Raw genomic sequence first — 25,963 nt, forward strand, 5'->3', positions numbered from 1 at the left:
ATATCTACCTCCGTAAGTTGGTTATACCTTTATAATTCCCTCTATTCGAAAATTGAAACATTATCCGACTCGGTTCTTATGCTAAAATGAATCTAAATTGTGAACGTTAGGAGCTGTAAAGTATGATTACGGTTTTAGTTATCTCCATTATTGTGATTCTGATTGTATTGGCACTATCGGTCTTAACAATCGGAAAAGGTTACAGCTACAAGCATACAGTGGATCCGGTCAAACCTTTGCCAGAGGATGAGGGAAAAAAAGAAGAACCCGAAAAATGAAAAAAGTTCCTGTCACAAATGGACAGGAACTTTTTTATTAACCGAAAACTTTATGAAGATCTTCTTTATCTTGTGCAAGCCAGAAATTCATTAATTTCTTAGCTCCTTCAAGATCATGCAATTTTGCTTGGCCGCATTGTTTTTCGTTTGCAGCAGGAATTTCGGTAATTGTAACAGCATCCTTGAATGTGTCTTCAAGAACATCGATGATTTCCGTCACTGTCGGCTCGCCGCTGACCACAAGGTAATATCCTGTTTGACATCCCATTGGCGAAATGTCGATAATATCAAAGTGATCGAAGCGCTCGGAATGCTTACGGATATTGAATGCAAGCAAATGTTCCAGGGTATGGATCGTGTCCGGCTTCATCGCTTGTTTATTCGGCTGGCAAAAACGGATATCAAATTTATTAACAACACCGTCTGTTCCTACCTTATGGACACCGCAATGTCTAACATATGGGGCTTTAACAGCGTTATGATCTAATTCAAAGCTTTCAACTGAAGGCATTTAATTCACTCCTTAATTGTATGTCATCTCTATTTTACCTTGAATAACAATATATTTCATCCTTTAAAATTAATTCTTATTATATCAATCGGATTACCAATAGGCTCATTCCTTTTTTACCCTTTTTGGAAATTTAGAAAATATGCTATAATGGAGGGTAGTCAATTTACTCGAAAAGAGCTGAAAGCATCGTGTTGAAAAAAATAGTAATGGGAATCATCCGTTTTTACCAAGTTGCCATCTCTCCATTAAAACCGCCCACCTGCCGTTTTTATCCAACTTGTTCCCATTATGGTTTGGAAGCGGTAAATCGTTTCGGACCTATAAAAGGAAGCTGGTTAGCACTCATCCGGATTCTTAAATGTCATCCGTTTCATCCAGGGGGCATTGACCTTGTTCCCGAAAAAAAAGAAAAAAGTGAGGACCAATAGAAAAAAAACCTTGCTTTCCTTTGCAATCTTTTGTATCATACAGAAGTCAAATCGTAATCATTTCGTTTTTACCATATAAAATCCAAATCGTAATCAATACGAATTATAAAGGAGCATATCATATGAAAATTCGAGCATTGCTCTCCCTTTTCCTTGTTACTGCGGTATTTCTGTCAGCCTGCGGCAACTCAAAGGGAGAATCGAGTAATAAAGAAACCAAGGATGCCTTGGATATATATACGACGGTTTACCCTTTACAATACTTCACTGAGGCCATTGGCGGGGAGTACGTGAATGTCGAGACGGTTTATCCTCCAGGAACGGATGAACACTCATTCGAACCCTCTCAAAAAGATATTGTGAAAATGGCTGAGTCAGACCTGTTTTTCTATATTGGCTATAATCTTGAAGGCTTTGTAACCAAGGCTGAACCAATTCTAAGCAAAGAAGGCGTCAGCACAATTGCGGTGGGCGAAACGGTTCATCTTGATGAAGAGGAGCATGCACATGAAGAGGAACATGCACATGAAGAAGAAGACGGCCATGACCATGGGGGCGTTAATCCTCATTTGTGGTTAGATCCCGTCTATTCCATTGACATGGCTAAAACCATCAAGGACGAATTAACAAAAAAAATGCCGGAACAGGAAGAATATTTCAACAGCCACTTCAATGAGCTTTCCGAAAAGCTTGAGGCACTTGATGGAAAATTCGCGACGACGATCGAGTCGGGCCGTACCAATAAGATCATCGTTTCCCATGCTGCATATGGATATTGGGAGGAGCGCTACGGATTGGAACAAATTGGTGTCACAGGACTAACTTCTTCAAACGAACCTTCTCAAAAGGAACTGGGGAAAATCGTAACCATGGCTGAAAAAGAAGACTTGAACTACGTCATCTTTGAGCAGAATATCAGTTCTAAACTTACCGAAATCATCCAAAAGGAAATGGGAGCGAAATCACTTGAACTCCATAACCTTTCCGTGTTGACGGATAAAGATATCGAAGCTGGCGAAGATTACTTCAGTTTAATGGAAAAAAACATCAAGACACTGCAAACTGCCTTGCAATAGATGAGAAAGAAGCGGCTCCCTTTGGATCCGCTTCTTTTTTGTACCTCTTTTATCAGCTTAATTGAGTGGGAGTTTCGATTCCTGACAAAGCATGATAGCCTCCTGTTCTTAAGCAACTATGATAAGCTTAAAATATTACAATTTATGGAATGTCCAAATGTAAGCTTAGAGAGGGGAAAATATGAAAAAGGTCATAAATGGAAGTATAACGTTTCTACTCCTATCGATGCTAGTTGCTTGCACGGATGAAAAAGATGATTACGCTAGAATTCATTCGAATCTTTTGCCTAGTGAGGGTCATACGTATTCGCTCCAAGCCGTTGGTAAAGAAATTACATTTGATTTACTGGAAGAGAACAATATAACCAATGTGGGCCCAATTAGAAATGAAGCATCTTACAAGTCAATGAATGAGCAATATCCAAAACTTGAATTACAGAAAGAACCTGCATTCATCGTGTTTGATGAAAATGGTTTGGTTTTAAAAACATATGATTATAAAGAGATGATTGATTTTTTACAAAATCCAGAAGATTAATTCCATCGGGAACGATAAAGAAGAAGGGAACCCCTTTTAATAGGATTCCCTTACGTTAGTTATTCCTTTAAATACTTCTCACGGATTTTTTCCATTTTCGTCATCAATTCGGTTCCAATCGTGGATTCGAATTCCGGATAGATGACGGTCATCTCATCCATCCATTCTTTCTTTTCCTCTTCTGACAGTGTATAGATGTCAATATTCGATTTTTGCTGGATTTCCCTTAGCTGTTCCTGGTTTAATTCATTTGATTTGATCCATAGCCATTTCGTTGTATCATCCATCGCCTGTTGGATTTGCTGCTGAATATCCAACGGGAGTTTGTTCCAAAACTGCTCGTTTATCATGACTACATACCCTAAATAGCCATGATCACTGATCGTTAAATACTTTTGCACCTCATATAATTTCTTGGAATAGATATTCGAAATCGTATTTTCCTGGCTGTCCGTTTCTTTGATTTCAAGGCTTTTGAACGTTTCATTAAACTCCAGGACAGAAGTTGAAGCCCCAAACTGCTTGAATTGGCTTTCCAGGACTGCACTTGGCATGATTCTGAAATGCTTTCCTGCAAAGTCACTTGGATGCCGTACCGGTTTACTGCTTGTAATCTGTTTATAGTTATTCGACCAAAATGCGAGTCCTTCGATATCAATGCTATTCAGCTGCTTAAGCAGCTCTTCCCCCACTTCCCCATTCAACGCTTCCTGCAAGGCCGCATCCGTTGGAAAGACGTAAGGGAGGTCCAATAGCATCCATTTCTTTGATATGCTCGTAATTTTAGATGCAGTCGGTGCAATCATCTGCACCTTGTTTTCTTGTAATGCCTCAATTTCTTCCTGATCACTATATAATGACTGATTAGGATAAACTTCTATTTTGACACGATGGTCTGTATATTCATCGACAAGTTGGGCAAATCGGTTCGCAGCTAGCCCTTTAGGTGTATTTTCGGCAACGACATGACTGAACTTAATCACGATTTGATCCTTCATCCCGACCTGCTCCTCATCCTTCGGCAAATTGAAACCGAAGCTTGTAAAGAATGATTGAAACGATATATACACGGCTATCAACAGCCCCAAGCCAATTAATAAGAAATACCCCCATAATGCACGCATACCGACAACTCCTCACCGCTCACTTCACATTATCACTATTCTATCACAGCTTTTTACTGTCGTAATACACTGCGCGAAAAATAGCGAAAAGTGATAGAAATTCTGTTACTATTAAGTATAGAAGTAATGGAGGAAAACCAATGGATAAATCCTTTCATATGCCCATTCAAATTAAAATCACCCTGCTATCATTCGTAATCGTCGCTTTTTCGATACTAATAGGCGGGATTTTTATATTCGGAAATATCGTTTCGGTCAGGGAAGATGAAATCGGCAAACGATCCATGATCACAGCCCATACCATTGCCGAACTCCCTGAAGTACAGAAATTGGTCCGTGAGCCTGAAGGATGGACGCAGCTTAATCCGATTATTGAAAACTTAAGGAAAATCCATCAAGCGGATTATATAGTTGTACTCAACAATCAGCATATACGCTATTCCCACCCGGTGTTCAGTCAATTGGGGACCCCGTCTAGCAGCAGTGATGAAAGCGCTGCGTTCGCTGAACACGAATACCTTTCAAAGGCTGCTGGCGAACTTGGCATTTCAATCCGCGCCTTTGTCCCGATCCTCGATGGAGATAGAGAGCAAATCGGCGTCGTGCTGGTCGGGAATATCTTGCCTACGATACCGGAATTAATAAAGGACCTGAAAGGCGAAATCGCGATTATCCTGGTCCTAACCCTTCTATTCGGTGTTTGCGGCTCTTGGCTCATGGCAAAAAGGATAAAAAAAGAAACCTTCCAACTGGAACCCCATGAAATTTCACGGATGTTGGTTGAAAGGACAGCCGCTTTCAATGCCATGCATGAAGGGGTCATCGCCATAGATAATAATCAGGCCATCACGATTTTCAATGAAAAGGCTAAGCAGATATTCAAGATCGAAGGTGCGGTCATAGGCAAGGATATCAATGATATCATACATGATACCCGTCTCCCGGAAGTGCTCGATCGGACATCTCCCATCTTCAATCAGGAAATCTCCGTTCAAAACAGGAATATTGTAAGCAACCGGGTACCGATAAAGATTGCGGATAAAACGATCGGTGCCGTGGCCATTTTCCAGGATCGCACCGATGTGACGAAGCTAGCTGAAGAGTTGACCAGTGTCAAAGTATTCGTTGAAGCCCTGCGCGTTCAAAACCATGAACATATGAACAAACTTCATACGATAGCAGGATTGATCCAGCTAGGTAATCTTGACGAAGCGCTGCATTACATTTTTCAGATCACGGAAGAACAAGAGGAATTGACCAGGTTTTTGACGAAGCACATTCACGATGATAATTTAGTGGGGCTGATATTAAGTAAGATCTCCTTGGGACGGGAACTCGGGATCGAGCTCATCATGGACAAACACACAAAATTGGACCGCTTCCCCGCTGGTTTGGACCATCACGATTTTGTTTTGATAATCGGAAACCTGATCGAAAACTCATTCGCAGCGCTAAAGCATTGCTCAGAGGAAACCAAACAGGTTTATCTATCCATCTACCAGGATGAACGTCATTGTCAAATCGTGCTTGAGGATAATGGACCCGGCATTCCCGAGGACATTCATAAAGATATATTCGAGTATGGTTTTACAACAAAAGGTGCGGAAGGATCAGGAATTGGTCTTTATTTAATAGACCAAATTGTAAAAAAAGCGAACGGCGAAATGAAATTCACGACACGCCCTAATGAGGGAACAAGCTTTTTTCTTTCTTTTCCGATGCATGATATAGAGGAGAACCAAAATGACTAACGAAATTCGTGTACTTTTAATTGAAGATGATCCAATGGTCCAAGAGGTCAACAAACAGTTCATCGAGCGCCTGCCTGCCTTTAAAGTCGTTGATACAGCTTCAAATGGGCTTGAAGGTCTGGAAAAAATCAGGCAGTCTAAACCCGACCTGGTCATTTTGGACATCTTCATGCCATCTTTAAACGGGGTTGATACACTTTATCAAATTAGAAAAGAGCAAATTGATGTGGATGTCATCATCATTTCAGCGGCAAATGATCAGAAAACGATTCGAAAAATGATACAGAACGGGGCTTTTGACTATTTAATCAAGCCATTTAAATTCGATAGGCTAAAACATACGCTGGAACAATATTATGCTTTTCGGATGGAGGTTGAACCTGATCATCAAATTTCCCAAAATCAGCTCGACCGAATCCTCTTTCAAAATAAGACACATTCTGAAGCGCGTCCGAAATATGATGTTCCGAAAGGATTGAATGGCGCGACTCTTGAGCAAGTGACGAAGTTCATAAAGACCCAGCCTGGGTCACTATCGGCAGAAGAAGTGGCTGATGGAATTGGAATCGCCAGAGTTACAGCTAGGCGCTATCTTGAATACTTGCATGGCGAAGAAGTCCTTCAGCTTGACGTACAATATGGCAGCATAGGCCGTCCAGTCAATAGGTACCGGCTAAAAAAACCTTAAACGCATGGGGACCGGCTCGAACGGTTCCCTTTTTACTTTTATTCTTTACGCACCTGTCTTCCGGTCATAGAGGCCCCACTTTCTCTTCAAAAGAAACAGCTCGCACTCCTTCAAAGCCGTCACTTCTTTTATGACATAGTCAGGCATGCCCCTTCTTAGTAGAATTTCCGCAATTAGGTACGGTTTTTTCATACACTCTCCCCTCCTTTTCCCTTTGATTGCCCTTCTTTTCATTCATTATACAAAATAATCCAATAAAGGAAAAATAGACAAAGCCCCATTTCCGAAAAAATTATGGTTTATCGGGCCATTTAAATGGTTTTTCCAATAAATCTGCAGACAAATAAAAAATGTTCAGGTTTATTTCAATCAGCCGTACTTTCCTCCGACTGTTAGTATCCTATTAAAATCATGTTCCAAAAGGGTGGGGTTTCCGTCCAATAAAGTACTAATTGGGTAAGTTACATAGATCGTGGGAGTAAAAGGAGATGGGATCAATATTTGATCAAAAGAGGTGGGCGTGCACCTCCTTTGATGTTTCATTTGTACAGTTTACTATATGTAGTCAATTCCTTTAGCCGCTTTTCATTGATGGCAAAACCGATTCCAGCTTTATCGGGAACTTGGATCATGCCATTTTCGACGATGACTTCAGGATCGATTATATCTCCATCCCAATAACGGGATGAAGATGATATATCCCCGGGAATCGTGAACCCTTTTAATGAGGCAAGTGCAATATTATGTGCACGTGAAATGCCAAACTCAATCATACCGCCGCACCAAACGGGCACATCATTTCCCAGGCATAGATCATGGATTCTTACCGCTTCCATCCAGCCGCCGACTTTAGCCATCTTAATGTTGATGACCCCACAGCTCTGGAGCGACAGTGCACTTTTTGCATCATGAAATGAATTTATGCTTTCATCAAGGCAAATGGGTGTCTGCAGCTGTTTCTGCAAAAATGAATGTTCCACAATGTCGTCATGCCCCAGCGGCTGCTCAATCATCATCAGCTTAAAGTCATCAAGCTTCTGCAGATGCGGGATGTCATCAAGAGTGTACGCTGAATTGGCATCTGCCATTAGCGGGATATCGGGATAGGCCCGACGGATTTCCGCTAAAAAATCCAAATCATTTTGAGGATTTATTTTTATTTTATATCGCTGATAACCGGAACCGGAAAAATCCTCGATCTGGCGCATTGCATCTTCTATATCATTCGATGCAATGACTACGCCAGCGGCCACTTCACTTCGCTCGCCGCCAAACAGCCGTCCAAGGTAGACTCCTTTCTGCTTCGCATACAAATCGAGGATTGCCTGCTCTAAAGCCGACTTCGCCATTGCATTCCGCCTGATTCCGCTCCATAAGTTCGGCAGTTCATCAGGATGCCCGATCTGACTGGCCAATGTCAGCGGGATTAAGAAGTCATCCAACATATGAAAGCATGTTTTGGTCGTTTCCTCGGTATACCAAGGACTTGTAAAAGGCACAGCTTCCCCGTATCCAACCAATCCGTCTTCATCCATGGCTTCGACAATTATCACTTCCCGGTCGCTTACCGTTCCGAGATGCGTCTTGAATGGCCGCTTTAAAGGGGCCTTAATGAGCTTTAGGGAAATGGAGGATAACTTCATCGCCATTCCCCCATCTCCTTCTTCAGTTCCCGTCTAAGAAGCTTGCTTGCTCCATTCCGGGGAAGCTCCTTACAAAATATCACGTTCCGGGGAAGCTTATAGGATGCCAAATACTCCTTGCAATATTCGAGCAGTTCACTCTCACCTAGCTCTGCACCTTGATGCAGGACAACAAAAGCAAGCGGGACCTGTCCCCATTTTTCATCTTCTGTCCCCGTCACTCCCGCTTCGAATACATCGGGGTGCGTACTAAGGACATTTTCAATCTCGGCCGGGTAGACATTTTCACCGCCGGAAATGATTAAATCCGAGCGTCGGTCAAGCACATATAAAAAACCTTCCTCATCGAGATAACCAAGGTCCCCAGTATAAAGCCACCCATCGGTAATGGCCTGCTGTGTAGCATCCATCCGATTAAAATAGCCTTTCGTCACATTCGGACCTGAAACCACGATTTCCCCCACTGCACCCGGTTCACACATCGTGCCGTCTTTCTCAATCCGTAACTGCGAAGGAAACAAAGGCTTTCCCGCAGAGCCGATTTTTGCCATGCTATATTCCGGTGCCAGCGTCACAATCTGTGAAGACGTTTCGGTCATCCCATATGTTTGATAGACGGGAATCCCTTTCTCCTTACATACCTCAAGCAAATGGACGGGTGCAGGGCCGCCGCCCAACAGGAAACAGCGGAAGGTTTTGGGATAGCTTGTTCCCTTCATATCCTGCACCATCCTATTCAGCATCGCCGTCACGACCGAAATGATCGTCACGCCATTTTCCTGGATGCTCCGGTTTGCTTCCCGTTCATCGAAACGTTCCGCCAAAACGACTTTCATGCCATAAATCACATTTTTCATCAAGATGGATAAACCGCTAATATGAAAGATCGGAACCGCACAATACCAAGAATCCTCTTCATGCAATCCAAGGTTCAGAACAGACCCAACGGCACTCCACCAATGGTTGCCGAATGTTTGGATGACCCCTTTTGGATTTCCTGTCGTACCAGATGTATACATGATCGTAGCGGTATCCTCAAGGTAAAACTCTTGAAGTACCCCTGCTGTGCCCTCCTCCGGCAATTCTTCCATTAAGTGAAGCTTCAAATCTGGGAGAATCTCACCAATATCAGCTAGTTTGCCGGAGAAGGACCCTTCCGAAACCAGATAGGCTGTTTTGCTGTCCTTGATCTGCCAGGACAGCTCTTTTGCCGTTAGCTTATTATTCAGCATCACAATCTTCACACCGAGATGAAATAATGCATGGATAACGACAACACCATCAATATGGTTACGGAGCAAAACCGCACATGAATCGCCAGCGCCCAGACCAATGCTTGAAAGCCTTCCAGCCATCTTCTCCGATAAAGTATACAGTTCAAGAAAGCTATACGTATGACCTTCAAACTCAATTGCCGGACGATCCGGTGAAAGATGCGCCCGATTTTTCAGCCAGTTCGGCAACTTTTCTTCTGCCATTGCTGCTTCCCCTCTTCCTTTTTGATATAGAAAACAGCCCGGCGATTTTCCGCCAAGCTGTCAGTCTCATCGATTCACGCGTTTCATTAAGGGAAACGAGGGAATTGCCCAAAGTCCGGAGTGCGTTTTTCTTTGAATGCATCGCGGCCTTCTTTTGCTTCTTCTGTTGTATAGTATAAAAGTGTAGCGTCACCAGCCAATTGCTGAAGACCTGCAAGGCCATCCGTATCAGCGTTCATTGCCGCTTTCAAGAAACGAAGTGCAGTCGGGCTCTTCTCAAGCATTTCTTCACACCATTTAACCGTTTCCGCTTCTAATTGGTCTAATGGCACGACCGTGTTGACCAATCCCATATCCAATGCTTCCTGTGCATTGTATTGACGGCATAGGTACCAGATTTCACGTGCCTTTTTATGACCCACGATACGTGCAAGGTAGCCAGAACCATAACCAGCATCAAAGCTTCCTACATTCGGTCCAGTTTGTCCGAAAATTGCATTGTCAGCAGCAATCGTCAAGTCACATACCACGTTCAAGACATTACCTCCGCCAATTGCATATCCTGCCACCATGGCTACAACCGGTTTTGGAATGACGCGGATCAAACGCTGCAAATCAAGAACATTTAGACGCGGAATGTTATCTTCACCCACATATCCGCCATTTCCGCGGACTTTTTGGTCTCCGCCTGAACAGAATGCTTTGCCGCCTACACCTGTTAAAATAATGACACCAATGCTGGAATCATCACGCGCCCTCGCGAATGCATCAATCATCTCAGCAGTCGTTTTTGGCGTGAATGCATTATGTACATGCGGTCGATTGATGGACACTTTCGCAATCCCGTTATATTTTTCATACAAAATCTCATCATATTCACGTATTGTTTCCCATTGAATCGTCACCTTAATTCCTCCTTCTATTTCGCTTTAAAAACTCACTTATTATTTTACCAAACTTTTCTCCAACTTCCACATGAATCGCATGTCCCGCATCATTTATTATTTTCCATTCGGCGCGCTTCAGCTTTTTTTTCATCGAGTCCGCTATTCGACAAAACTTATGGTCAAGTTCACCGGTTACAAGGAGTACCGGGAAATCAAGGGTTTGCAGTTGTTCCCAGTAAGAAGCCTGGCTGCCGGTCCCCATGCCGAGAAGGCTATTGGAAAGGCCGGCAGGGTCATTTGCCAGCCGCTGCTCCCGAATGGCCGACCTGGTTTTGGCCGACAACCGTTTTTGGCTTTCAAACAGCGGGATGTTTTCCCATTGATCCACAAACGCTTCCATGCCATTTGCAAGAATCCGTTCGGCAAGCTTCCGATCATTTCCCCTTCTGATTTCCCGTTCCTCTTCTGTTAAAAGACCTGGTGAAGCACTCTCCAGTATCAATGTATCAACATATTCAGGATACAAACAGGCAAATCCCAATCCGAGCCTTCCGCCCATCGAGTATCCAAGGATATGGGCTTTCGGGAAATGTAACACATCCAAAATATACTTGATATCCTCAGCCACATTTTCCAGCTCATACCTTCGATGATCGGCTGGTGTCGCAGACATGCCATGTCCGATGATGTCGACCATGATCAGCGTATACCTGTCACTCAGTAGCGGGATGAGAAATTTCCATGTATCCCGATTTCCCGTAAATCCATGCAATAGTACAAGAGGATCTCCATTTCCCGTTATTTCAACAGCATAATTGACATCCTTGCTGACAATATTCATGATATTTCCCTGTCTAACACCATTTTTATTTCCTGGGAAACAAAGCTCCACAAATTTCGATGCTTTTGTAGATTGGACTCTCTTTCTGTCGGTACTTCGATGATTTTCAGACCTTGAATTTCGAACGACTCTGTAAATACCTTCTCGAACTCATCCCAATTTTGCACCTTGTTGTATTTACCGCCATAAAGCTGGGCAGTATGTGAAAAATCAAGCCCATGAGGCGTGCCGAATAGCGTTTCGAAATGTTCCCTCTCATTTGCCTGCGGCAAGAAGGAAAAAATGCCGCCGCCATCATTATTAACCAGCAAAATCGTGATATTTTGTTTTTGAAGTTTTGCTGCAAGCAAGCCATTCATATCATGGAAAAAGCTTAAATCCCCGATTGCCAGCACTGTATTTTTCGATACCGTGCTCACGCCAAGTGCAGTGGAAACGACACCATCGATGCCATTCGCCCCGCGATTGGCAATGGTTTGGATTCCTTTTTCATTATTCAAAAAGAAAGTATCCAAATCACGTATAGGCATACTATTCCCGACAAATAACGTCGACTCCAATGGCATCATATCAGCAAGCAAGGCGAACAGCTTGCCTTCGCTTAACTCCGCTTCATCCCTGACGGAGGCTAAGGCATCCTTCGTCGCTCCGTTGACGGTTTGCCATAAGCGAAGCCATTCATCATCAGGGGAAGAAGTAATGCCTTCAGCTATTCGCAGACAAAAATCTTTCTCTTCGCTGTAAACCATATTAGTTGCCAAACCGGCTGGTTCGCGCCAGCCTGCTCCGCCATCGACGACCAAAGTAATCGCCTGTTTTTGTTTTTTCATGAATAACAATAACGGTTTAGAAACAGGCATTGCCCCGAATCGCAAGATCACTTCCGGCCTGAACGCCGCTTTTGCCGTTTCATCGCGCAGAAACGTATCGTACGCATCAATGATGACGGCTTTATCATGACTTCCGCTCCTTAACTGTGAAAGGGGATCAGCCAGTACCGGAAAAGCAAGTTTTTTCGCTAATGCGACAATGGCTTCCTTCATCTCTGGATGCGGTAATTCGCCACATACAATGATACCTTGCTTAGCTTTTGACAATGTAGTTGCAACCGCTTCTAATTGTGATGCGGACAATGACCGTTCTCCACTGTCAATCAACACTGCAGGCTTCCTTTTATTTTGCCGGTACTCCTTTGCTTGGTCCAGGTCCGGAATCAATGGTTCTCGAAGCGGGAAATTCAAATGTACAGGCCCTGCCGGTTCAGCGGCCGCTGTAGCCACTGCCCTTGCACCGACCGTTCTGGCATACCGCATCATCCCATCCGTGCTTTCAGGAAGTGCCATTTCGACAAACCATTTTACATGTCTTCCGTAGAGGTGTATTTGATCGATCGCCTGCGGGGCTCCGACATCACGCAATTCATGCGGACGGTCAGCGGTAAGTACAATAAGCGGCACTCTTGAATAGAAAGCCTCGATGACGGCTGGATAATAGTTTGCAGCGGCTGTACCGGACGTACAAAGAAGTCCGACAGGTTCTTTTAAGGCCTTAGCCAAACCAAGGGCAAAAAAAGCAGCCGAACGCTCATCCACATTAATATGAATTTCGATATCAGGATGTTCCACTAGCAGCAAAGCCAGGGGCGTGGATCGTGAACCTGGGCTCACCACCACATGCTTCACCTCATTTTGTGCCAGCTCATCGACGAATGAAGCAGCATACGCTGTCAATGCATCTCGGTCATTCATTAAGATTTCCTCCTAAAGCACTTAACATCGGATTGAATTTAATCCCCGTTTCCCGGAATTCACTTTCGGGTGTCGATTCTTCCACTACTCCGCATCCGGCAAAGAGCGATGCCTCATTGTTCTGTATCAGGGCAGAACGTATCCCTACAGCGAATTCCCCGTTCCCATACGTATCCACCCAGCCTAAAGGACCCGCATAAAATCCGCGTTCCAGACCTTCCAATTCCCGAATTCGGACAACAGCCTTTTCTTTTGGAAGTCCTCCCATGGCAGGTGTGGGATGGAGGTTCTCGACGAATTCAAAAATCGTGACACCTTCCTTGGATATACCGCGAACCGGTGTGTACAAATGCTGGATATGACGGTTTTTCATAAGTGTCGGTCCGGCCGGGACCATCACCTTTTCGCATACAGAATCAAAAGCATTGGATATCATCGACACGACATATTGATGCTCTTGTAAATTCTTTTGGTCATGAAGCAATTCTTCACCAAGACAAACATCTTCTTGCTCATCTTTCCCTCGCCGCATCGATCCGGCAAGACAGGTAGAAAAAACTTCATTTCCCTGTTTCTTAATCAAACGTTCGGGAGTGGCACCGACAAAACAGTCACCACCAGCCTCCAAACTGAAAATATAACTCAATGGCTGCTCAGCAATCAATTGTTCAAGCACTTTCCCTGAATCGATGGAACGTTCAAAACCAAGTCGAAGCTCCCTTGCCAAAACAATCTTGTCGAGATCTGTCGTCTTGATTTCCTGAACAGCCTCTGCGACCGTCCTCTTCCATTCCTCAGGTTCGACTTCCCTCTGCATAACAAGGGAATTTGCACCCAATTCATTGCCATCCAAGCTTTCGAAGAGGAAAGCTTCCCGTTCATTTATCATATCTATGAAGAGTTTTTCTGAATCATCAGGCGAACAAAGTAAGTTTGTCGTTAAGTAAGCTTGTTTCCCCACTATTGAAAGCATGAAGGCAGGTATATAAAACAGGTTGTCCCCGAACTGATTCCAAAGGAGCGTACTGTCAGTTTCATAATCAAAAGAAAAGCCCCCATACAGTAAAGGACCTGTCGCTTCTATATCGGTCACTCCTGTTTTGACAGCATCATTCTGCAGTTTGATCCAGCTCTTTTCGACTTCTCTATAACGTTCGGCATTTGATGCCGCTTTGAGTTTCTTAACATTGCCTAAACCGGTGATGGTTATTTCCTTTGCAGGGTCCTCCCAGAAAAAGCGTTCACCCGCATACCGTTCTCTTCCAGCTTGATAAAATGAAAGGGGGTTGTTGCATTTAATCTTCTTAATATGACTGAATAGAACTTGATCATTCAAGTCCTTCGCCTTTTGTATAGCTGAAGCCAGTCCCTGAAACTGTTCAGTTTCCTCTGAGATAGCCAAAAAAATCCCCCCAAATGTACATTTTAAAAGCTATTTAACCTATTTAAAGATACACCTCCCTTGAACCTCATGTCAATAAAACGCCCCTTTACCGAACGATTCTTCCCTGCTTTTTTCCTTATTATATGAATCTTAGCGAATGTAGAGAAATACCCTTGATTTTGGAAATGCATCACCCATGAATTTCAATTATCACCCTTAACCACTTTTCCTGCATTTATTAGGATAACCTTTTGTGCAACATTTCAATATTTGTTATAATTTCGAGAGAACCAATAATGATTTTGAGGAGAGAAATAATGCAAACAGAATACGACGGACTTCCCCTTAAACGGACCTGGAAGATTTGGTGGGAGTTAATTCGTCCACATACACTAACCGCAGCTTTTGTCCCAGTCTTACTTGGAACTATGATTGCACTTTTGGAAGATGGAGTGAATTGGTTACTATTCGCTGCCATGATGATTGCAAGTATCCTGATTCAAGCTGCAACCAATTTATTCAATGAATACTATGATTTCAAGAGAGGCCTGGATACGGAGGAATCCGTAGGCATCGGCGGCGGGATCGTCCGTCATGGGATGACCCCCAGACTAATCATGAACTTGGCCCTTGGCATGTATGCCATCGCCTTGATCATTGGAATCTATATCTGTGCCGCATCGTCTTGGTGGCTAGCTGCAGTAGGCCTCGTTTGCATGCTTGTCGGCTATCTTTATACAGGCGGTCCCCTGCCCATTTCATATACACCGTTCGGGGAACTTTTTTCTGGATTGTTCATGGGCTTTTTGATAATCCTGATCGCCTTTTTCATTCAAACCGGTGATGTTTCTTCAACAGCCATCTTAATTGCCATTCCAAGTGGGATACTGGTAGGGCTGATCAACCTATCCAATAACCTCCGTGATCATGATGGGGATAAGGCACATGGCCGCAAAACGATGCCAGTCGTGATGGGCAGGAAAAACGCCCTGACATTCATGGCAATCATGTTCGCTTTCTCTTATCTATGGCTTGTTGGACTCGTTCTTACCGGAAGCGTTACGGCTTGGATTCTCCTTGCCTTCCTTAGCATACCGAAGGCCATGGCCGCAATAAAAGGCTTCGTGGGTAAAACACAGCCGATCACGATGGTGCCGGCAATGAAAGCCACTGCCCAAACGAACACCTTCTTTGGCTTACTCATGGCCATTGGATTATTCATCAGCTATCTTATATAATCTCCGGGGACTGAGCCCATCCGCTCAGTCCTTTTTTCTATCTTCCGTTCCATATTGTTTTCCTATACTCCGATTCGGGTAATAGATAATACAACCACCTTACCAATATAAAAAGAGATTTGGACTTTAGAAGGAGTGAATTGGATATGGCAACGAAACAACAAACGCAAAAATTCAAAAAAGAACTGCTTCAGGAAAAAAATGAGCTATGTAATAGAATTCAAAATGATGAACAATCCGTTCTGGATAAAAGCCAGACGGAATCCGTAGGTGAATTATCATCCTATGATAATCATCCTGCAGACCTAGGGACCGAATTATTCGAGATGGAACGGAATCAAGCACTCGATGAGCATGCACAATCCGAAATCGAGAAAATAGATGAAGCTTTGAAAGCCATGGAAGAAGGGGCGTATGGCCATTGTAAAACCTGCAATAAGGAAATCCCCATCGAGAGGCTTGAAGCGATCCCAAGCACCCTCTACTGTGTCGAGCATGCCCCAGAACGAACGCTTTCACAAGACAGGCCAGTGGAAGAGGATATACTGATTCCATCCAAGGGTGATCATTTTGAAAATCGTCATGGAGTCGAAATGGCGGCTAAAGAAGATAGCTTTGGTGAAGTGGCCAAATTCGGTACATCAGAAACGCCATCTGATTATACCGGGGATCATGACAATTACAATGATCTTTATAAAAACGAGGATGAAACGGATGGATTTCCTGAAGACTATGAAGGATATGCCGCAAATGATATCGAAGGAAAAACGAGAGTGGATATACCGAACAAAAAGCAAAAGGAATATGAAGATACCTTGAAAGAAGAAAATATAGAATCCCAACTTGGAGACATTCCCTATAAACAAAAAGATGGTTATATCAAGGAAAACAAATGAAAAAAAGAAGCATACATGAATGTATGCTTCCCTTTTTGTTATGACCCGTACGGGATTCGAACCCGTGTTACCGCCGTGAAAGGGCGGTGTCTTAACCGCTTGACCAACGGGCCAACTGGCGGAGAAGGAGGGATTTGAACCCTCGCGCCGCTCGCGCGACCTACACCCTTAGCAGGGGCGCCTCTTCAGCCTCTTGAGTACTTCCCCATGGCTCCGCAGGTAGGACTCGAACCTACGACCGTTCGGTTAACAGCCGAATGCTCTACCACTGAGCTACTGCGGAACAATATGAATATGGTGGGCCTAAATGGACTCGAACCATCGACCTCACGCTTATCAGGCGTGCGCTCTAACCAGCTGAGCTATAGGCCCATATTTGGAGCGGGTGAAGGGAATCGAACCCTCATCATCAGCTTGGAAGGCTGAGGTTTTACCACTAAACTACACCCGCGAAATGGGGCGACTGATGGGAATCGAACCCACGAATGCCTGAACCACAATCAGGTGCGTTAACCACTTCGCCACAATCGCCGTAATTTTGTAAGATATGGTGGCTCAGGACGGAATCGAACCGCCGACACAAGGATTTTCAGTCCTTTGCTCTACCGACTGAGCTACTGAGCCACATATGTATTCAATTTAAATAATGGCGGTCCCGACGGGAATCGAACCCGCGATCTCCTGCGTGACAGGCAGGCATGTTAACCGCTACACCACGGGACCTAATAATTGCGGGGACAGGATTTGAACCTGCGACCTTCGGGTTATGAGCCCGACGAGCTACCGGACTGCTCCACCCCGCGACGGTAATAATGAAACGATTAGCATCAAGCTTTCGTGAATATTGTTTCGTCCGCATCCTTTATGTAAGGTTGTTTTAAAACAACTTGCTGCTTTTAGAAAAAATGGAGGAGGTAGAGGGATTCGAACCCCCGCGGGATTTGACTCCCCTGTCGGTTTTCAAGACCGATCCCTTCAGCCGAACTTGGGTATACCTCCACGGCTTAAAAAAATGAATATGGTGGACCTTGTAGGACTCGAACCTACGACCGGACGGTTATGAGCCGTCTGCTCTAACCAGCTGAGCTAAAGGTCCTTATATTTATTGGTAGCGGCGGAGGGGATCGAACCCCCGACCTCACGGGTATGAACCGTACGCTCTAGCCAGCTGAGCTACACCGCCAATATAATATAAGTTTCTGATTGAAAAATGGTGGAGCCTAGCGGGATCGAACCGCTGACCTCCTGCGTGCAAGGCAGGCGCTCTCCCAGCTGAGCTAAGGCCCCATTCATTAAAAATCACGTGGTCGGGAAGACAGGATTCGAACCTGCGACCCCTTGGTCCCAAACCAAGTGCTCTACCAAGCTGAGCTACTTCCCGCAATAAAAACATGGTGCGCCCGGCGGGAGTCGAACCTACAACCTTCTGATTCGTAGTCAGATGCTCTATCCAATTGAGCTACGGGCGCATATTTATGATGGTGCCGAGGACCGGAATCGAACCGGTACGGTAGTCACCTACCGCAGGATTTTAAGTCCTGTGCGTCTGCCAGTTCCGCCACCCCGGCACATACGAAAAGTGGAGCGGAAGACGGGATTCGAACCCGCGACCCCAACCTTGGCAAGGTTGTATTCTACCACTGAACTACTTCCGCATGAAAGATGCGGGTGAAGGGACTTGAACCCCCACGCCTTGCGGCGCCAGATCCTAAGTCTGGTGCGTCTGCCAATTCCGCCACACCCGCATATAAATGGTGAGCCATGAAGGATTCGAACCTTCGACCCTCTGATTAAAAGTCAGATGCTCTACCAACTGAGCTAATGGCTCGTGCTTGTACTATCTTAAAAAATGGTGCCGGCAAGAGGACTTGAACCCCCAACCTACTGATTACAAGTCAGTTGCTCTACCAGTTGAGCTACACCGGCAGGTGTAAAATGGTGGAGGATGACGGGATCGAACCGCCGACCCTCTGCTTGTAAGGCAGATGCTCTCCCAGCTGAGCTAATCCTCCATATGAAACCTGCTTGGCGACGTCCTACTCTCACAGGGGGAAACCCCCAACTACCATCGGCGCTGAAGAGCTTAACTGCCGTGTTCGGAATGGGAACGGGTGTGACCTCTTCGCTATCGTCACCAAACAATGTTAACATTTTTTCAAGACATATATTATTATAACGTCTTTTTGAGAAAATGCAAGAAGAAATTTTCATTCCTTCAAAACTAGATAATAAGAAGGTATTTCATTTTTTAAAAAGCGTTGGTTAAGTCCTCGATCTATTAGTATCAGTCAGCTCCACATGTCACCATGCTTCCACCTCTGACCTATCAACCTGATCATCTTTCAGGGATCTTACTAGCTTGCGCCATGGGAAATCTCATCTTGAGGGGGGCTTCATGCTTAGATGCTTTCAGCACTTATCCCGTCCGCACGTAGCTACCCAGCTATGCCTTTGGCAAGACAACTGGTACACCAGCGGTGCGTCCATCCCGGTCCTCTCGTACTAAGGACAGCTCCTCTCAAATTTCCTGCGCCCGCGACGGATAGGGACCGAACTGTCTCACGACGTTCTGAACCCAGCTCGCGTACCGCTTTAATGGGCGAACAGCCCAACCCTTGGGACCGACTACAGCCCCAGGATGCGATGAGCCGACATCGAGGTGCCAAACCTCCCCGTCGATGTGGACTCTTGGGGGAGATAAGCCTGTTATCCCCGGGGTAGCTTTTATCCGTTGAGCGATGGCCCTTCCATGCGGAACCACCGGATCACTAAGCCCGACTTTCGTCCCTGCTCGACTTGTAGGTCTCGCAGTCAAGCTCCCTTGTGCCTTTACACTCTACGAATGATTTCCAACCATTCTGAGGGAACCTTTGGGCGCCTCCGTTACTCTTTAGGAGGCGACCGCCCCAGTCAAACTGCCCACCTGACACTGTCTCCCACCCCGATAAGGGGCGCGGGTTAGAATTTCAATACAGCCAGGGTAGTATCCCACCAACGCCTCCACCGAAGCTGGCGCTCCGGCTTCTCAGGCTCCTACCTATCCTGTACAAGCTGTACCAAAATTCAATATCAGGCTGCAGTAAAGCTCCACGGGGTCTTTCCGTCCTGTCGCGGGTAACCTGCATCTTCACAGGTACTATAATTTCACCGAGTCTCTCGTTGAGACAGTGCCCAGATCGTTACACCTTTCGTGCGGGTCGGAACTTACCCGACAAGGAATTTCGCTACCTTAGGACCGTTATAGTTACGGCCGCCGTTTACTGGGGCTTCGGTTCAAAGCTTCGCTTGCGCTAACCTCTCCCCTTAACCTTCCAGCACCGGGCAGGTGTCAGCCCCTATACTTCGCCTTGCGGCTTCGCAGAGACCTGTGTTTTTGCTAAACAGTCGCCTGGGCCTATTCACTGCGGCTTTTCTGGGCTATTCACCCTAAAAAGCACCCCTTCTCCCGAAGTTACGGGGTCATTTTGCCGAGTTCCTTAACGAGAGTTCTCTCGCACACCTTAGGATTCTCTCCTCGCCTACCTGTGTCGGTTTGCGGTACGGGCACCTTACATCTCACTAGAGGCTTTTCTTGGCAGCGTGGAATCAGGAACTTCGGTACTATATTTCCCTCGCCATCACAGCTCCGCCTTAATGGAAACGGGATTTGCCTCGTTTCCGGCCTAACTGCTTGGACGCGCATATCCAACAGCGCGCTTACCCTATCCTTCTGCGTCCCCCCATCGTTCAAACGATGTATAGGTGGTACAGGAATATCAACCTGTTGTCCATCGCCTACGCCTTTCGGCCTCGGCTTAGGTCCCGACTAACCCTGAGCGGACGAGCCTTCCTCAGGAAACCTTAGGCATTCGGTGGAAGGGATTCTCACCCTTCTTTCGCTACTCATACCGGCATTCTCACTTCTAAGCGCTCCACCAGTCCTTCCGGTCTGACTTCAACGCCCTTAGAACGCTCTCCTACCATCGACACCATACGGTGTCAATCCACAGCTTCGGTGATACGTTTAGCCCCGGTACATTTTCGGCGCGGAGTCACTCGACCAGTGAGCTATTACGCACTCTTTAAATGGTGGCTGCTTCTAAGCCAACATCCTGGTTGTCTAAGCAACTCCACATCCTTTTCCACTTAACGTATACTTTGGGACCTTAGCTGGTGGTCTGGGCTGTTTCCCTTTCGACTACGGATCTTATCACTCGCAGTCTGACTCCCAAGAATAAGTATTTGGCATTCGGAGTTTGACTGAATTCGGTAACCCGTTGGGGGCCCCTAGTCCAATCAGTGCTCTACCTCCAATACTCTCATCTTGAGGCTAGCCCTAAAGCTATTTCGGAGAGAACCAGCTATCTCCAGGTTCGATTGGAATTTCTCCGCTACCCACACCTCATCCCCGCACTTTTCAACGTGCGTGGGTTCGGGCCTCCATTCAGTGTTACCTGAACTTCACCCTGGACATGGGTAGATCACCTGGTTTCGGGTCTACGACCTCATACTCATTCGCCCTATTCAGACTCGCTTTCGCTGCGGCTCCGTCTCATCAACTTAACCTCGCATGAAATCGTAACTCGCCGGTTCATTCTACAAAAGGCACGCCATTACCCATTAACGGGCTTTGACTACTTGTAGGCACACGGTTTCAGGATCTATTTCACTCCCCTTCCGGGGTGCTTTTCACCTTTCCCTCACGGTACTGGTTCACTATCGGTCACTAGGGAGTATTTAGCCTTGGGAGATGGTCCTCCCTGCTTCCGACGGGATTTCTCGTGTCCCGCCGTACTCAGGATCCACTCAGGAGGGAACGAAGTTTCAACTACAGGGTTTTTACCTTCTTCGACGGACCTTTCCAGGTCGCTTCATTTACCCCGTTCCTTTGTAACTCCATGTTGAGTGTCCTACAACCCCAAGAGGCAAGCCTCTTGGTTTGGGCTAATTCCGTTTCGCTCGCCGCTACTCAGGAAATCGCGTTTGCTTTCTCTTCCTCCGGGTACTTAGATGTTTCAGTTCCCCGGGTCTGCCTTCAGTACCCTATGTATTCAGGTAAAGATACTGTTCCATTACGAACAGTGGGTTTCCCCATTCGGAAATCTCCGGATCAAAGCTTACTTACAGCTCCCCGAAGCATATCGGTGTTAGTCCCGTCCTTCATCGGCTCCTAGTGCCAAGGCATCCACCGTGCGCCCTTTCTAACTTAACCGTTAAAAAAGATCTTACAGATGCTTTGAAAAAAATTAATTGCCTTCTATCTATTATCTAGTTTTCAAGGAACAAAGCAGAAAGAATCCATCACATCGTGATGACTGTCTTTCCTATTTGAATGAATTACTCATTCAAAACTGAACAAAACAAAAGCGCTCTCGTAATTATCCTTAGAAAGGAGGTGATCCAGCCGCACCTTCCGATACGGCTACCTTGTTACGACTTCACCCCAATCATCTGTCCCACCTTAGGCGGCTGGCTCCATGAAGGTTACCTCACCGACTTCGGGTGTTACAAACTCTCGTGGTGTGACGGGCGGTGTGTACAAGGCCCGGGAACGTATTCACCGCGGCATGCTGATCCGCGATTACTAGCGATTCCGGCTTCATGCAGGCGAGTTGCAGCCTGCAATCCGAACTGAGAATGGCTTTATGGGATTCGCTTACCTTCGCAGGTTTGCAGCCCTTTGTACCATCCATTGTAGCACGTGTGTAGCCCAGGTCATAAGGGGCATGATGATTTGACGTCATCCCCACCTTCCTCCGGTTTGTCACCGGCAGTCACCTTAGAGTGCCCAACTGAATGCTGGCAACTAAGATCAAGGGTTGCGCTCGTTGCGGGACTTAACCCAACATCTCACGACACGAGCTGACGACAACCATGCACCACCTGTCACTCTGTCCCCCGAAGGGGAAAGCCCTATCTCTAGGGTTGTCAGAGGATGTCAAGACCTGGTAAGGTTCTTCGCGTTGCTTCGAATTAAACCACATGCTCCACCGCTTGTGCGGGCCCCCGTCAATTCCTTTGAGTTTCAGCCTTGCGGCCGTACTCCCCAGGCGGAGTGCTTAATGCGTTAGCTGCAGCACTAAAGGGCGGAAACCCTCTAACACTTAGCACTCATCGTTTACGGCGTGGACTACCAGGGTATCTAATCCTGTTTGCTCCCCACGCTTTCGCGCCTCAGTGTCAGTTACAGACCAGAAAGTCGCCTTCGCCACTGGTGTTCCTCCAAATCTCTACGCATTTCACCGCTACACTTGGAATTCCACTTTCCTCTTCTGCACTCAAGTTCCCCAGTTTCCAATGACCCTCCACGGTTGAGCCGTGGGCTTTCACATCAGACTTAAGGAACCACCTGCGCGCGCTTTACGCCCAATAATTCCGGACAACGCTTGCCACCTACGTATTACCGCGGCTGCTGGCACGTAGTTAGCCGTGGCTTTCTGGTTAGGTACCGTCAAGGTACCAGCAGTTACTCTGGTACTTGTTCTTCCCTAACAACAGAACTTTACGACCCGAAGGCCTTCTTCGTTCACGCGGCGTTGCTCCGTCAGACTTTCGTCCATTGCGGAAGATTCCCTACTGCTGCCTCCCGTAGGAGTCTGGGCCGTGTCTCAGTCCCAGTGTGGCCGATCACCCTCTCAGGTCGGCTACGCATCGTCGCCTTGGTGAGCCATTACCTCACCAACTAGCTAATGCGCCGCGGGCCCATCTATAAGTGACAGCGTAAACCGTCTTTCCATCTTCTCTCATGCGAGAAAAGAACGTATCCGGTATTAGCTCCGGTTTCCCGAAGTTATCCCAGTCTTATAGGCAGGTTGCCCACGTGTTACTCACCCGTCCGCCGCTAATCTCAGGGAGCAAGCTCCCATCGATTCGCTCGACTTGCATGTATTAGGCACGCCGCCAGCGTTCGTCCTGAGCCAGGATCAAACTCTCCGAAGAAATGTTTGACTTGCTCATTTGCTTTTTGATAGTGTGTGCTCACTTAAAATTTAACGTTGGCGCTTTGTTTTGTTCAGTTTTCAAAGAGCAATTTCGATGTCGTCTCTCTCAGAAGCGACCTCTATAATGTAACACATTCCGTCACGTTTCGTCAACAACTTTTTTAAATTCTTTTTAACAACTTGTTAGCTGTTTAAGTTGCTGTCTTAGCGACAAGAAATAATATACCATGTACTAAAAATGTTTGCAATACGTTTTTTAAAACTTTTTCAAAAAAAACATTTTCACCTATTTCCCTCTATATATTCTTTATCACACCTCTCCCCTGACATCCAGGCCATGCCCATGTTTTATGAATAAACGAAGCATATTTCCAAAGAAACACAAATAGTCATATATAGATATCTTTTTTCCATGAGGTGAAGCAATGAATCTGCCATTAATCGGATTACTCATTTCTTACAGTATGGCCCTTTACTTATTCAGTACCGCTTTTTATGAAGCCATCAAGTTCAGCAGAGAAAAAGGCAAGGTGAATGGTACGACGTTTTTATTCAGCTTTACTTTCGCTTTGATTTTCACACGGATCACCTATTTGTTTCACCCATATTAGCTAAAAGCAGTAAGTCGGGAGACTTACTGCTTTTATACGGAGACTTGCGCCTCTTTATGTTCCTTGCTTTTCTTTTCATCCTTTAAGAACATCATCAAACCACCCAATATGATGGTACCTCCAAGGACCTGCGTCCAGAGTATCGGTTCATCTAATATGAAATAAGCCAGAATTGTCGCTCCCACCGGTTCAAGCAATATTCCCATCGAAAGCGTCGATGTGCTTAACCATTTTAGTGACCAATTGAATAAAGAATGTCCTAATAAAGTCGGGAAAATGGCAAGCAAAACGAAATAGATCCAATCGGAAGCAGGATAAGGCGCCAATGCCTCTCCCTTGAAGATCACATAGAAAAACAAGGCGACGGCGCTGATTGCATACACGACAAATGTATATGTTATAGAAGAGATGCGTTTTCGGACATTTTGACCAAACAGTAAATATCCGGTTACGAGCGCACATGCGATAAGAGAAAGAATATCTCCCCAAAGCGCCATGCCGCTGATTCTCAAATCACCCCAGCTAATGACAAGGCTGCCTGCTATCGCAATGATGCCGCTCAATATTGCCTTCATTGAAAATCTTTCTTTAAAAAACAGGTAGGCTCCGGCAAAAGCGAATAAAGGCTGGAGGGTTACAAGGACGGTTGAACTTGCGACCGATGTGTAATTAAGCGATTCAAACCATAAAATAAAATGAAAAGCCAAAAACACTCCTGCCGCAATCGAATACAGCCAATCCTTTTTTTCAATGAATTTAAGTTCATGACGGTATTTCACCATGAAAACCGGCAACATAAGAAGGACGGTAAATAATAATCGGTAAAAGGCGATAACACCCGATGGAGCGGTCGCCAGTTTAACAAGGATGGCCGAAAAAGATACGGATGCCACACCGATCGCCAACGCTACATAGGGATTCACTTTTGGCATTTGCACTTAGATTCCTCCTTTCAACGGAATTACGTTACATAGAACTCTATTCTACTATGTTAAAATTATTAGGGTAGTTTTTTTTGAAAAACGGGTATATGGCAACAGACGATTTTATTCTTCGATAATAATTCGGAAGTGGTGAAACAAAATGGAATGGACATTCGACCCTCAATCGGAACTGCAAATCCTTATCAAATTGGGGATTTCTGCTCTCCTTGGACTAATTATCGGCCTAGAGCGAGAAATGAAACGAAAACCCGTTGGATTAAAAACAAGCCTGGTCATTTCAATCGTCAGCTGTTTATTAACGATCGTTTCCATGGAATCCGCTTATAAATTCCCGGGTAGCGACGACGTTAATATCACAATGGATCCCTTGCGTCTTGCGGCCCAGATCGTTTCCGGCGTCGGTTTTATAGGTGCTGGCGTCATTCTCCGGCGTGACAACAACAGCATATCCGGTTTAACGACAGCCGCCATCATCTGGGGAGCGGCGGGAATCGGGATTGCCGTTGGAGCTGGTTTTTTTCTCGAGGCCATAGCCGGCGTCATCTTATTGATCATTAGTGTGGAATTGGTGCCCGCAATCGTCACCTGGCTCGGACCGATGAAGTTACGGCAAAAAGAAATCTTCCTGCAGCTGGTCGTACAAAATAAAGATGACATTGCAATCGTACTGAAAAAAATCAAAGAAGAAAAAATATTCATCAAAAATCTCAGAATCAAAGATGTGGCAAATGACAACCACCTTTTGACCCTTAAAGTTCTGGTCGATCACAAAGTCAGAACATCGGAAGTGTATTACACCGTCTCCAATCTTAAGGAAATTGCACGGGTGGAAATCGAAAATGTATAATAAAAGGGCCGTTTGACTGCACTCAAACGGTTCACTAGATAAAAGGGTTGGGAATTAAACATTCCGAACCCCTTTTGAAATTCTCCTTAACTTTCCTCCATACCTATACGAGTCCACTCTGTTAAACCA

20 protein-coding genes, 21 tRNA genes and 3 rRNA genes are annotated in these 25,963 nt (G+C 45.5%); 10 read left to right on the forward strand and 34 right to left on the reverse strand.

Going from position 1 to position 25,963, the window contains the following annotated elements:
- Window positions 1-122: 122 nt before the first annotated feature.
- Window positions 123-278: a YtzI protein gene (ytzI, locus tag MHB45_RS21490; protein ID WP_034310518.1), complete on the forward strand. Its 156-nt coding sequence runs from the start codon at window positions 123-125 to the stop codon at window positions 276-278.
- Between the two features lie 37 nt (window positions 279-315).
- On the opposite strand, the gene MHB45_RS21495 is transcribed toward ytzI, so the two are convergent.
- Complete coding sequence (locus MHB45_RS21495; RefSeq protein ID WP_034310515.1) at window positions 316-789, reverse strand: S-ribosylhomocysteine lyase; 474 nt, start codon at window positions 787-789, stop codon at window positions 316-318.
- Window positions 790-998: 209 nt separating this feature from the next.
- On the opposite strand from MHB45_RS21495, the gene yidD reads away from it, so the two are divergent.
- The 3 genes from yidD to MHB45_RS21510 all read left to right on the forward strand — a co-directional run bounded on the left by yidD (window position 999) and on the right by MHB45_RS21510 (window position 2,834).
- Window positions 999-1,220: a membrane protein insertion efficiency factor YidD gene (yidD, locus tag MHB45_RS21500; RefSeq protein ID WP_207118056.1), complete on the forward strand. Its 222-nt coding sequence runs from the start codon at window positions 999-1,001 to the stop codon at window positions 1,218-1,220.
- A gap of 122 nt (window positions 1,221-1,342) precedes the next feature.
- A complete protein-coding gene (locus tag MHB45_RS21505; RefSeq protein WP_048686506.1) occupies window positions 1,343-2,296 on the forward strand; it encodes a metal ABC transporter solute-binding protein, Zn/Mn family in 954 nt (317 codons plus the stop codon).
- Window positions 2,297-2,477: 181 nt separating this feature from the next.
- The gene (locus tag MHB45_RS21510; RefSeq protein ID WP_048686509.1) at window positions 2,478-2,834 is read left to right on the forward strand and encodes a hypothetical protein; all 357 of its coding nucleotides are present in this window, start codon (window positions 2,478-2,480) and stop codon (window positions 2,832-2,834) included.
- Between the two features lie 59 nt (window positions 2,835-2,893).
- On the opposite strand, the gene MHB45_RS21515 is transcribed toward MHB45_RS21510, so the two are convergent.
- Window positions 2,894-3,958, reverse strand: coding sequence for a DctP family TRAP transporter solute-binding subunit (locus MHB45_RS21515; RefSeq protein ID WP_072273707.1), 1,065 nt, complete (start codon window positions 3,956-3,958; stop codon window positions 2,894-2,896).
- A 140-nt stretch (window positions 3,959-4,098) separates the two neighbouring features.
- On the opposite strand from MHB45_RS21515, the gene MHB45_RS21520 reads away from it, so the two are divergent.
- Both MHB45_RS21520 and MHB45_RS21525 read left to right on the forward strand, forming a co-directional pair.
- The gene (locus MHB45_RS21520; protein WP_340908099.1) at window positions 4,099-5,709 is read left to right on the forward strand and encodes a sensor histidine kinase; all 1,611 of its coding nucleotides are present in this window, start codon (window positions 4,099-4,101) and stop codon (window positions 5,707-5,709) included.
- Window positions 5,702-6,397, forward strand: coding sequence for a response regulator (locus MHB45_RS21525; RefSeq protein ID WP_048686517.1), 696 nt, complete (start codon window positions 5,702-5,704; stop codon window positions 6,395-6,397). The genes MHB45_RS21520 and MHB45_RS21525 overlap by 8 nt, the downstream gene beginning before the upstream one ends.
- A 45-nt stretch (window positions 6,398-6,442) precedes the next feature.
- Here the strand turns inward: MHB45_RS21525 and MHB45_RS21530 are convergent, their stop codons facing one another.
- The 7 genes from MHB45_RS21530 to MHB45_RS21560 form a co-directional block, all read right to left on the reverse strand.
- Complete coding sequence (locus MHB45_RS21530) at window positions 6,443-6,589, reverse strand: hypothetical protein (protein WP_153246142.1); 147 nt, start codon at window positions 6,587-6,589, stop codon at window positions 6,443-6,445.
- A 347-nt stretch (window positions 6,590-6,936) separates the two neighbouring features.
- Complete coding sequence (gene menC / locus MHB45_RS21535; RefSeq protein ID WP_048686528.1) at window positions 6,937-8,040, reverse strand: o-succinylbenzoate synthase; 1,104 nt, start codon at window positions 8,038-8,040, stop codon at window positions 6,937-6,939.
- On the reverse strand, window positions 8,037-9,518 hold the full coding sequence (locus MHB45_RS21540) for an o-succinylbenzoate--CoA ligase (protein ID WP_048686519.1): 1,482 nt from the start codon (window positions 9,516-9,518) through the stop codon (window positions 8,037-8,039). The genes menC and MHB45_RS21540 overlap by 4 nt, the downstream gene beginning before the upstream one ends.
- A gap of 86 nt (window positions 9,519-9,604) precedes the next feature.
- The gene (menB, locus tag MHB45_RS21545; protein ID WP_370029151.1) at window positions 9,605-10,417 is read right to left on the reverse strand and encodes a 1,4-dihydroxy-2-naphthoyl-CoA synthase; all 813 of its coding nucleotides are present in this window, start codon (window positions 10,415-10,417) and stop codon (window positions 9,605-9,607) included.
- Between the two features lie 7 nt (window positions 10,418-10,424).
- Window positions 10,425-11,246: a 2-succinyl-6-hydroxy-2,4-cyclohexadiene-1-carboxylate synthase gene (gene menH, locus MHB45_RS21550; RefSeq protein ID WP_048686521.1), complete on the reverse strand. Its 822-nt coding sequence runs from the start codon at window positions 11,244-11,246 to the stop codon at window positions 10,425-10,427.
- Window positions 11,243-12,994, reverse strand: a complete 1,752-nt coding sequence (gene menD, locus MHB45_RS21555; RefSeq protein ID WP_340908100.1) for a 2-succinyl-5-enolpyruvyl-6-hydroxy-3-cyclohexene-1-carboxylic-acid synthase — start codon at window positions 12,992-12,994, stop codon at window positions 11,243-11,245. The genes menH and menD overlap by 4 nt, the downstream gene beginning before the upstream one ends.
- Window positions 12,987-14,396, reverse strand: a complete 1,410-nt coding sequence (locus MHB45_RS21560) for an isochorismate synthase (protein ID WP_048686524.1) — start codon at window positions 14,394-14,396, stop codon at window positions 12,987-12,989. Before MHB45_RS21560 ends, menD begins: the two co-directional genes overlap by 8 nt.
- Before the next feature lie 299 nt (window positions 14,397-14,695).
- Between MHB45_RS21560 and MHB45_RS21565 the strand changes: the two genes are divergently transcribed.
- Both MHB45_RS21565 and MHB45_RS21570 read left to right on the forward strand, forming a co-directional pair.
- Window positions 14,696-15,616 carry a 1,4-dihydroxy-2-naphthoate polyprenyltransferase gene (locus MHB45_RS21565; protein ID WP_048686526.1) on the forward strand — a complete coding sequence of 307 codons (921 nt, stop codon included), beginning with the start codon at window positions 14,696-14,698 and terminating at the stop codon, window positions 15,614-15,616.
- Between the two features lie 146 nt (window positions 15,617-15,762).
- On the forward strand, window positions 15,763-16,512 hold the full coding sequence (locus MHB45_RS21570) for a TraR/DksA C4-type zinc finger protein (protein WP_048686527.1): 750 nt from the start codon (window positions 15,763-15,765) through the stop codon (window positions 16,510-16,512).
- A 41-nt stretch (window positions 16,513-16,553) separates the two neighbouring features.
- Here the strand turns inward: MHB45_RS21570 and MHB45_RS21575 are convergent.
- The 24 genes from MHB45_RS21575 to MHB45_RS21690 form a co-directional block, all read right to left on the reverse strand.
- Window positions 16,554-16,625, reverse strand: a tRNA-Glu gene (locus MHB45_RS21575).
- Between the two features lie 3 nt (window positions 16,626-16,628).
- A tRNA-Ser gene (locus MHB45_RS21580) sits at window positions 16,629-16,719 on the reverse strand.
- Window position 16,720: 1 nt separating this feature from the next.
- Window positions 16,721-16,795 (reverse strand) — tRNA-Asn (locus MHB45_RS21585).
- Between the two features lie 12 nt (window positions 16,796-16,807).
- A tRNA-Ile gene (locus MHB45_RS21590) sits at window positions 16,808-16,884 on the reverse strand.
- Window positions 16,885-16,889: 5 nt separating this feature from the next.
- Window positions 16,890-16,963: transfer RNA gene (locus tag MHB45_RS21595), tRNA-Gly, on the reverse strand.
- 4 nt (window positions 16,964-16,967) lie between these two features.
- Window positions 16,968-17,043: transfer RNA gene (locus MHB45_RS21600), tRNA-His, on the reverse strand.
- 17 nt (window positions 17,044-17,060) lie between these two features.
- Window positions 17,061-17,136: transfer RNA gene (locus tag MHB45_RS21605), tRNA-Phe, on the reverse strand.
- A 23-nt stretch (window positions 17,137-17,159) separates the two neighbouring features.
- A tRNA-Asp gene (locus MHB45_RS21610) sits at window positions 17,160-17,235 on the reverse strand.
- Between the two features lie 6 nt (window positions 17,236-17,241).
- Window positions 17,242-17,315, reverse strand: a tRNA-Met gene (locus MHB45_RS21615).
- 103 nt (window positions 17,316-17,418) lie between these two features.
- Window positions 17,419-17,511, reverse strand: a tRNA-Ser gene (locus MHB45_RS21620).
- Window positions 17,512-17,531: 20 nt separating this feature from the next.
- Window positions 17,532-17,608 (reverse strand) — tRNA-Ile (locus tag MHB45_RS21625).
- A 10-nt stretch (window positions 17,609-17,618) separates the two neighbouring features.
- Window positions 17,619-17,695, reverse strand: a tRNA-Met gene (locus MHB45_RS21630).
- Between the two features lie 28 nt (window positions 17,696-17,723).
- Window positions 17,724-17,799: transfer RNA gene (locus MHB45_RS21635), tRNA-Ala, on the reverse strand.
- Between the two features lie 17 nt (window positions 17,800-17,816).
- Window positions 17,817-17,893, reverse strand: a tRNA-Pro gene (locus MHB45_RS21640).
- Window positions 17,894-17,904: 11 nt separating this feature from the next.
- A tRNA-Arg gene (locus MHB45_RS21645) sits at window positions 17,905-17,981 on the reverse strand.
- A 10-nt stretch (window positions 17,982-17,991) separates the two neighbouring features.
- Window positions 17,992-18,080 (reverse strand) — tRNA-Leu (locus tag MHB45_RS21650).
- A gap of 12 nt (window positions 18,081-18,092) precedes the next feature.
- Window positions 18,093-18,167 (reverse strand) — tRNA-Gly (locus MHB45_RS21655).
- An 8-nt stretch (window positions 18,168-18,175) separates the two neighbouring features.
- A tRNA-Leu gene (locus MHB45_RS21660) sits at window positions 18,176-18,257 on the reverse strand.
- Between the two features lie 7 nt (window positions 18,258-18,264).
- A tRNA-Lys gene (locus tag MHB45_RS21665) sits at window positions 18,265-18,340 on the reverse strand.
- A 22-nt stretch (window positions 18,341-18,362) separates the two neighbouring features.
- Window positions 18,363-18,438: transfer RNA gene (locus MHB45_RS21670), tRNA-Thr, on the reverse strand.
- A 10-nt stretch (window positions 18,439-18,448) separates the two neighbouring features.
- Window positions 18,449-18,524 (reverse strand) — tRNA-Val (locus tag MHB45_RS21675).
- Between the two features lie 11 nt (window positions 18,525-18,535).
- A 5S ribosomal RNA gene (gene rrf, locus MHB45_RS21680) occupies window positions 18,536-18,651 on the reverse strand.
- Window positions 18,652-18,770: 119 nt separating this feature from the next.
- Window positions 18,771-21,703, reverse strand: a 23S ribosomal RNA gene (locus tag MHB45_RS21685).
- A gap of 176 nt (window positions 21,704-21,879) precedes the next feature.
- Window positions 21,880-23,430 (reverse strand): 16S ribosomal RNA (locus tag MHB45_RS21690).
- Together the 16S, 23S and 5S rRNA genes with 21 tRNA genes alongside form the textbook arrangement of a ribosomal RNA operon.
- A gap of 427 nt (window positions 23,431-23,857) precedes the next feature.
- Between MHB45_RS21690 and MHB45_RS21695 the strand changes: the two genes are divergently transcribed.
- On the forward strand, window positions 23,858-24,043 hold the full coding sequence (locus MHB45_RS21695; RefSeq protein ID WP_034310479.1) for a hypothetical protein: 186 nt from the start codon (window positions 23,858-23,860) through the stop codon (window positions 24,041-24,043).
- Window positions 24,044-24,075: 32 nt separating this feature from the next.
- Here the strand turns inward: MHB45_RS21695 and MHB45_RS21700 are convergent, their stop codons facing one another.
- Window positions 24,076-24,975 carry a DMT family transporter gene (locus MHB45_RS21700; RefSeq protein ID WP_048683347.1) on the reverse strand — a complete coding sequence of 300 codons (900 nt, stop codon included), beginning with the start codon at window positions 24,973-24,975 and terminating at the stop codon, window positions 24,076-24,078.
- 151 nt (window positions 24,976-25,126) lie between these two features.
- Here MHB45_RS21700 and MHB45_RS21705 point away from each other — a divergent pair, with 151 nt between their 5' ends.
- Complete coding sequence (locus MHB45_RS21705) at window positions 25,127-25,834, forward strand: MgtC/SapB family protein (RefSeq protein WP_048683326.1); 708 nt, start codon at window positions 25,127-25,129, stop codon at window positions 25,832-25,834.
- The last annotated feature ends 129 nt before the right edge of the window (window positions 25,835-25,963 follow it).

It is taken from the genome of Peribacillus sp. FSL K6-5616, assembly GCF_038008245.1.
Classification (GTDB): Bacteria; Bacillota; Bacilli; order Bacillales; family DSM-1321; genus Peribacillus; species Peribacillus frigoritolerans.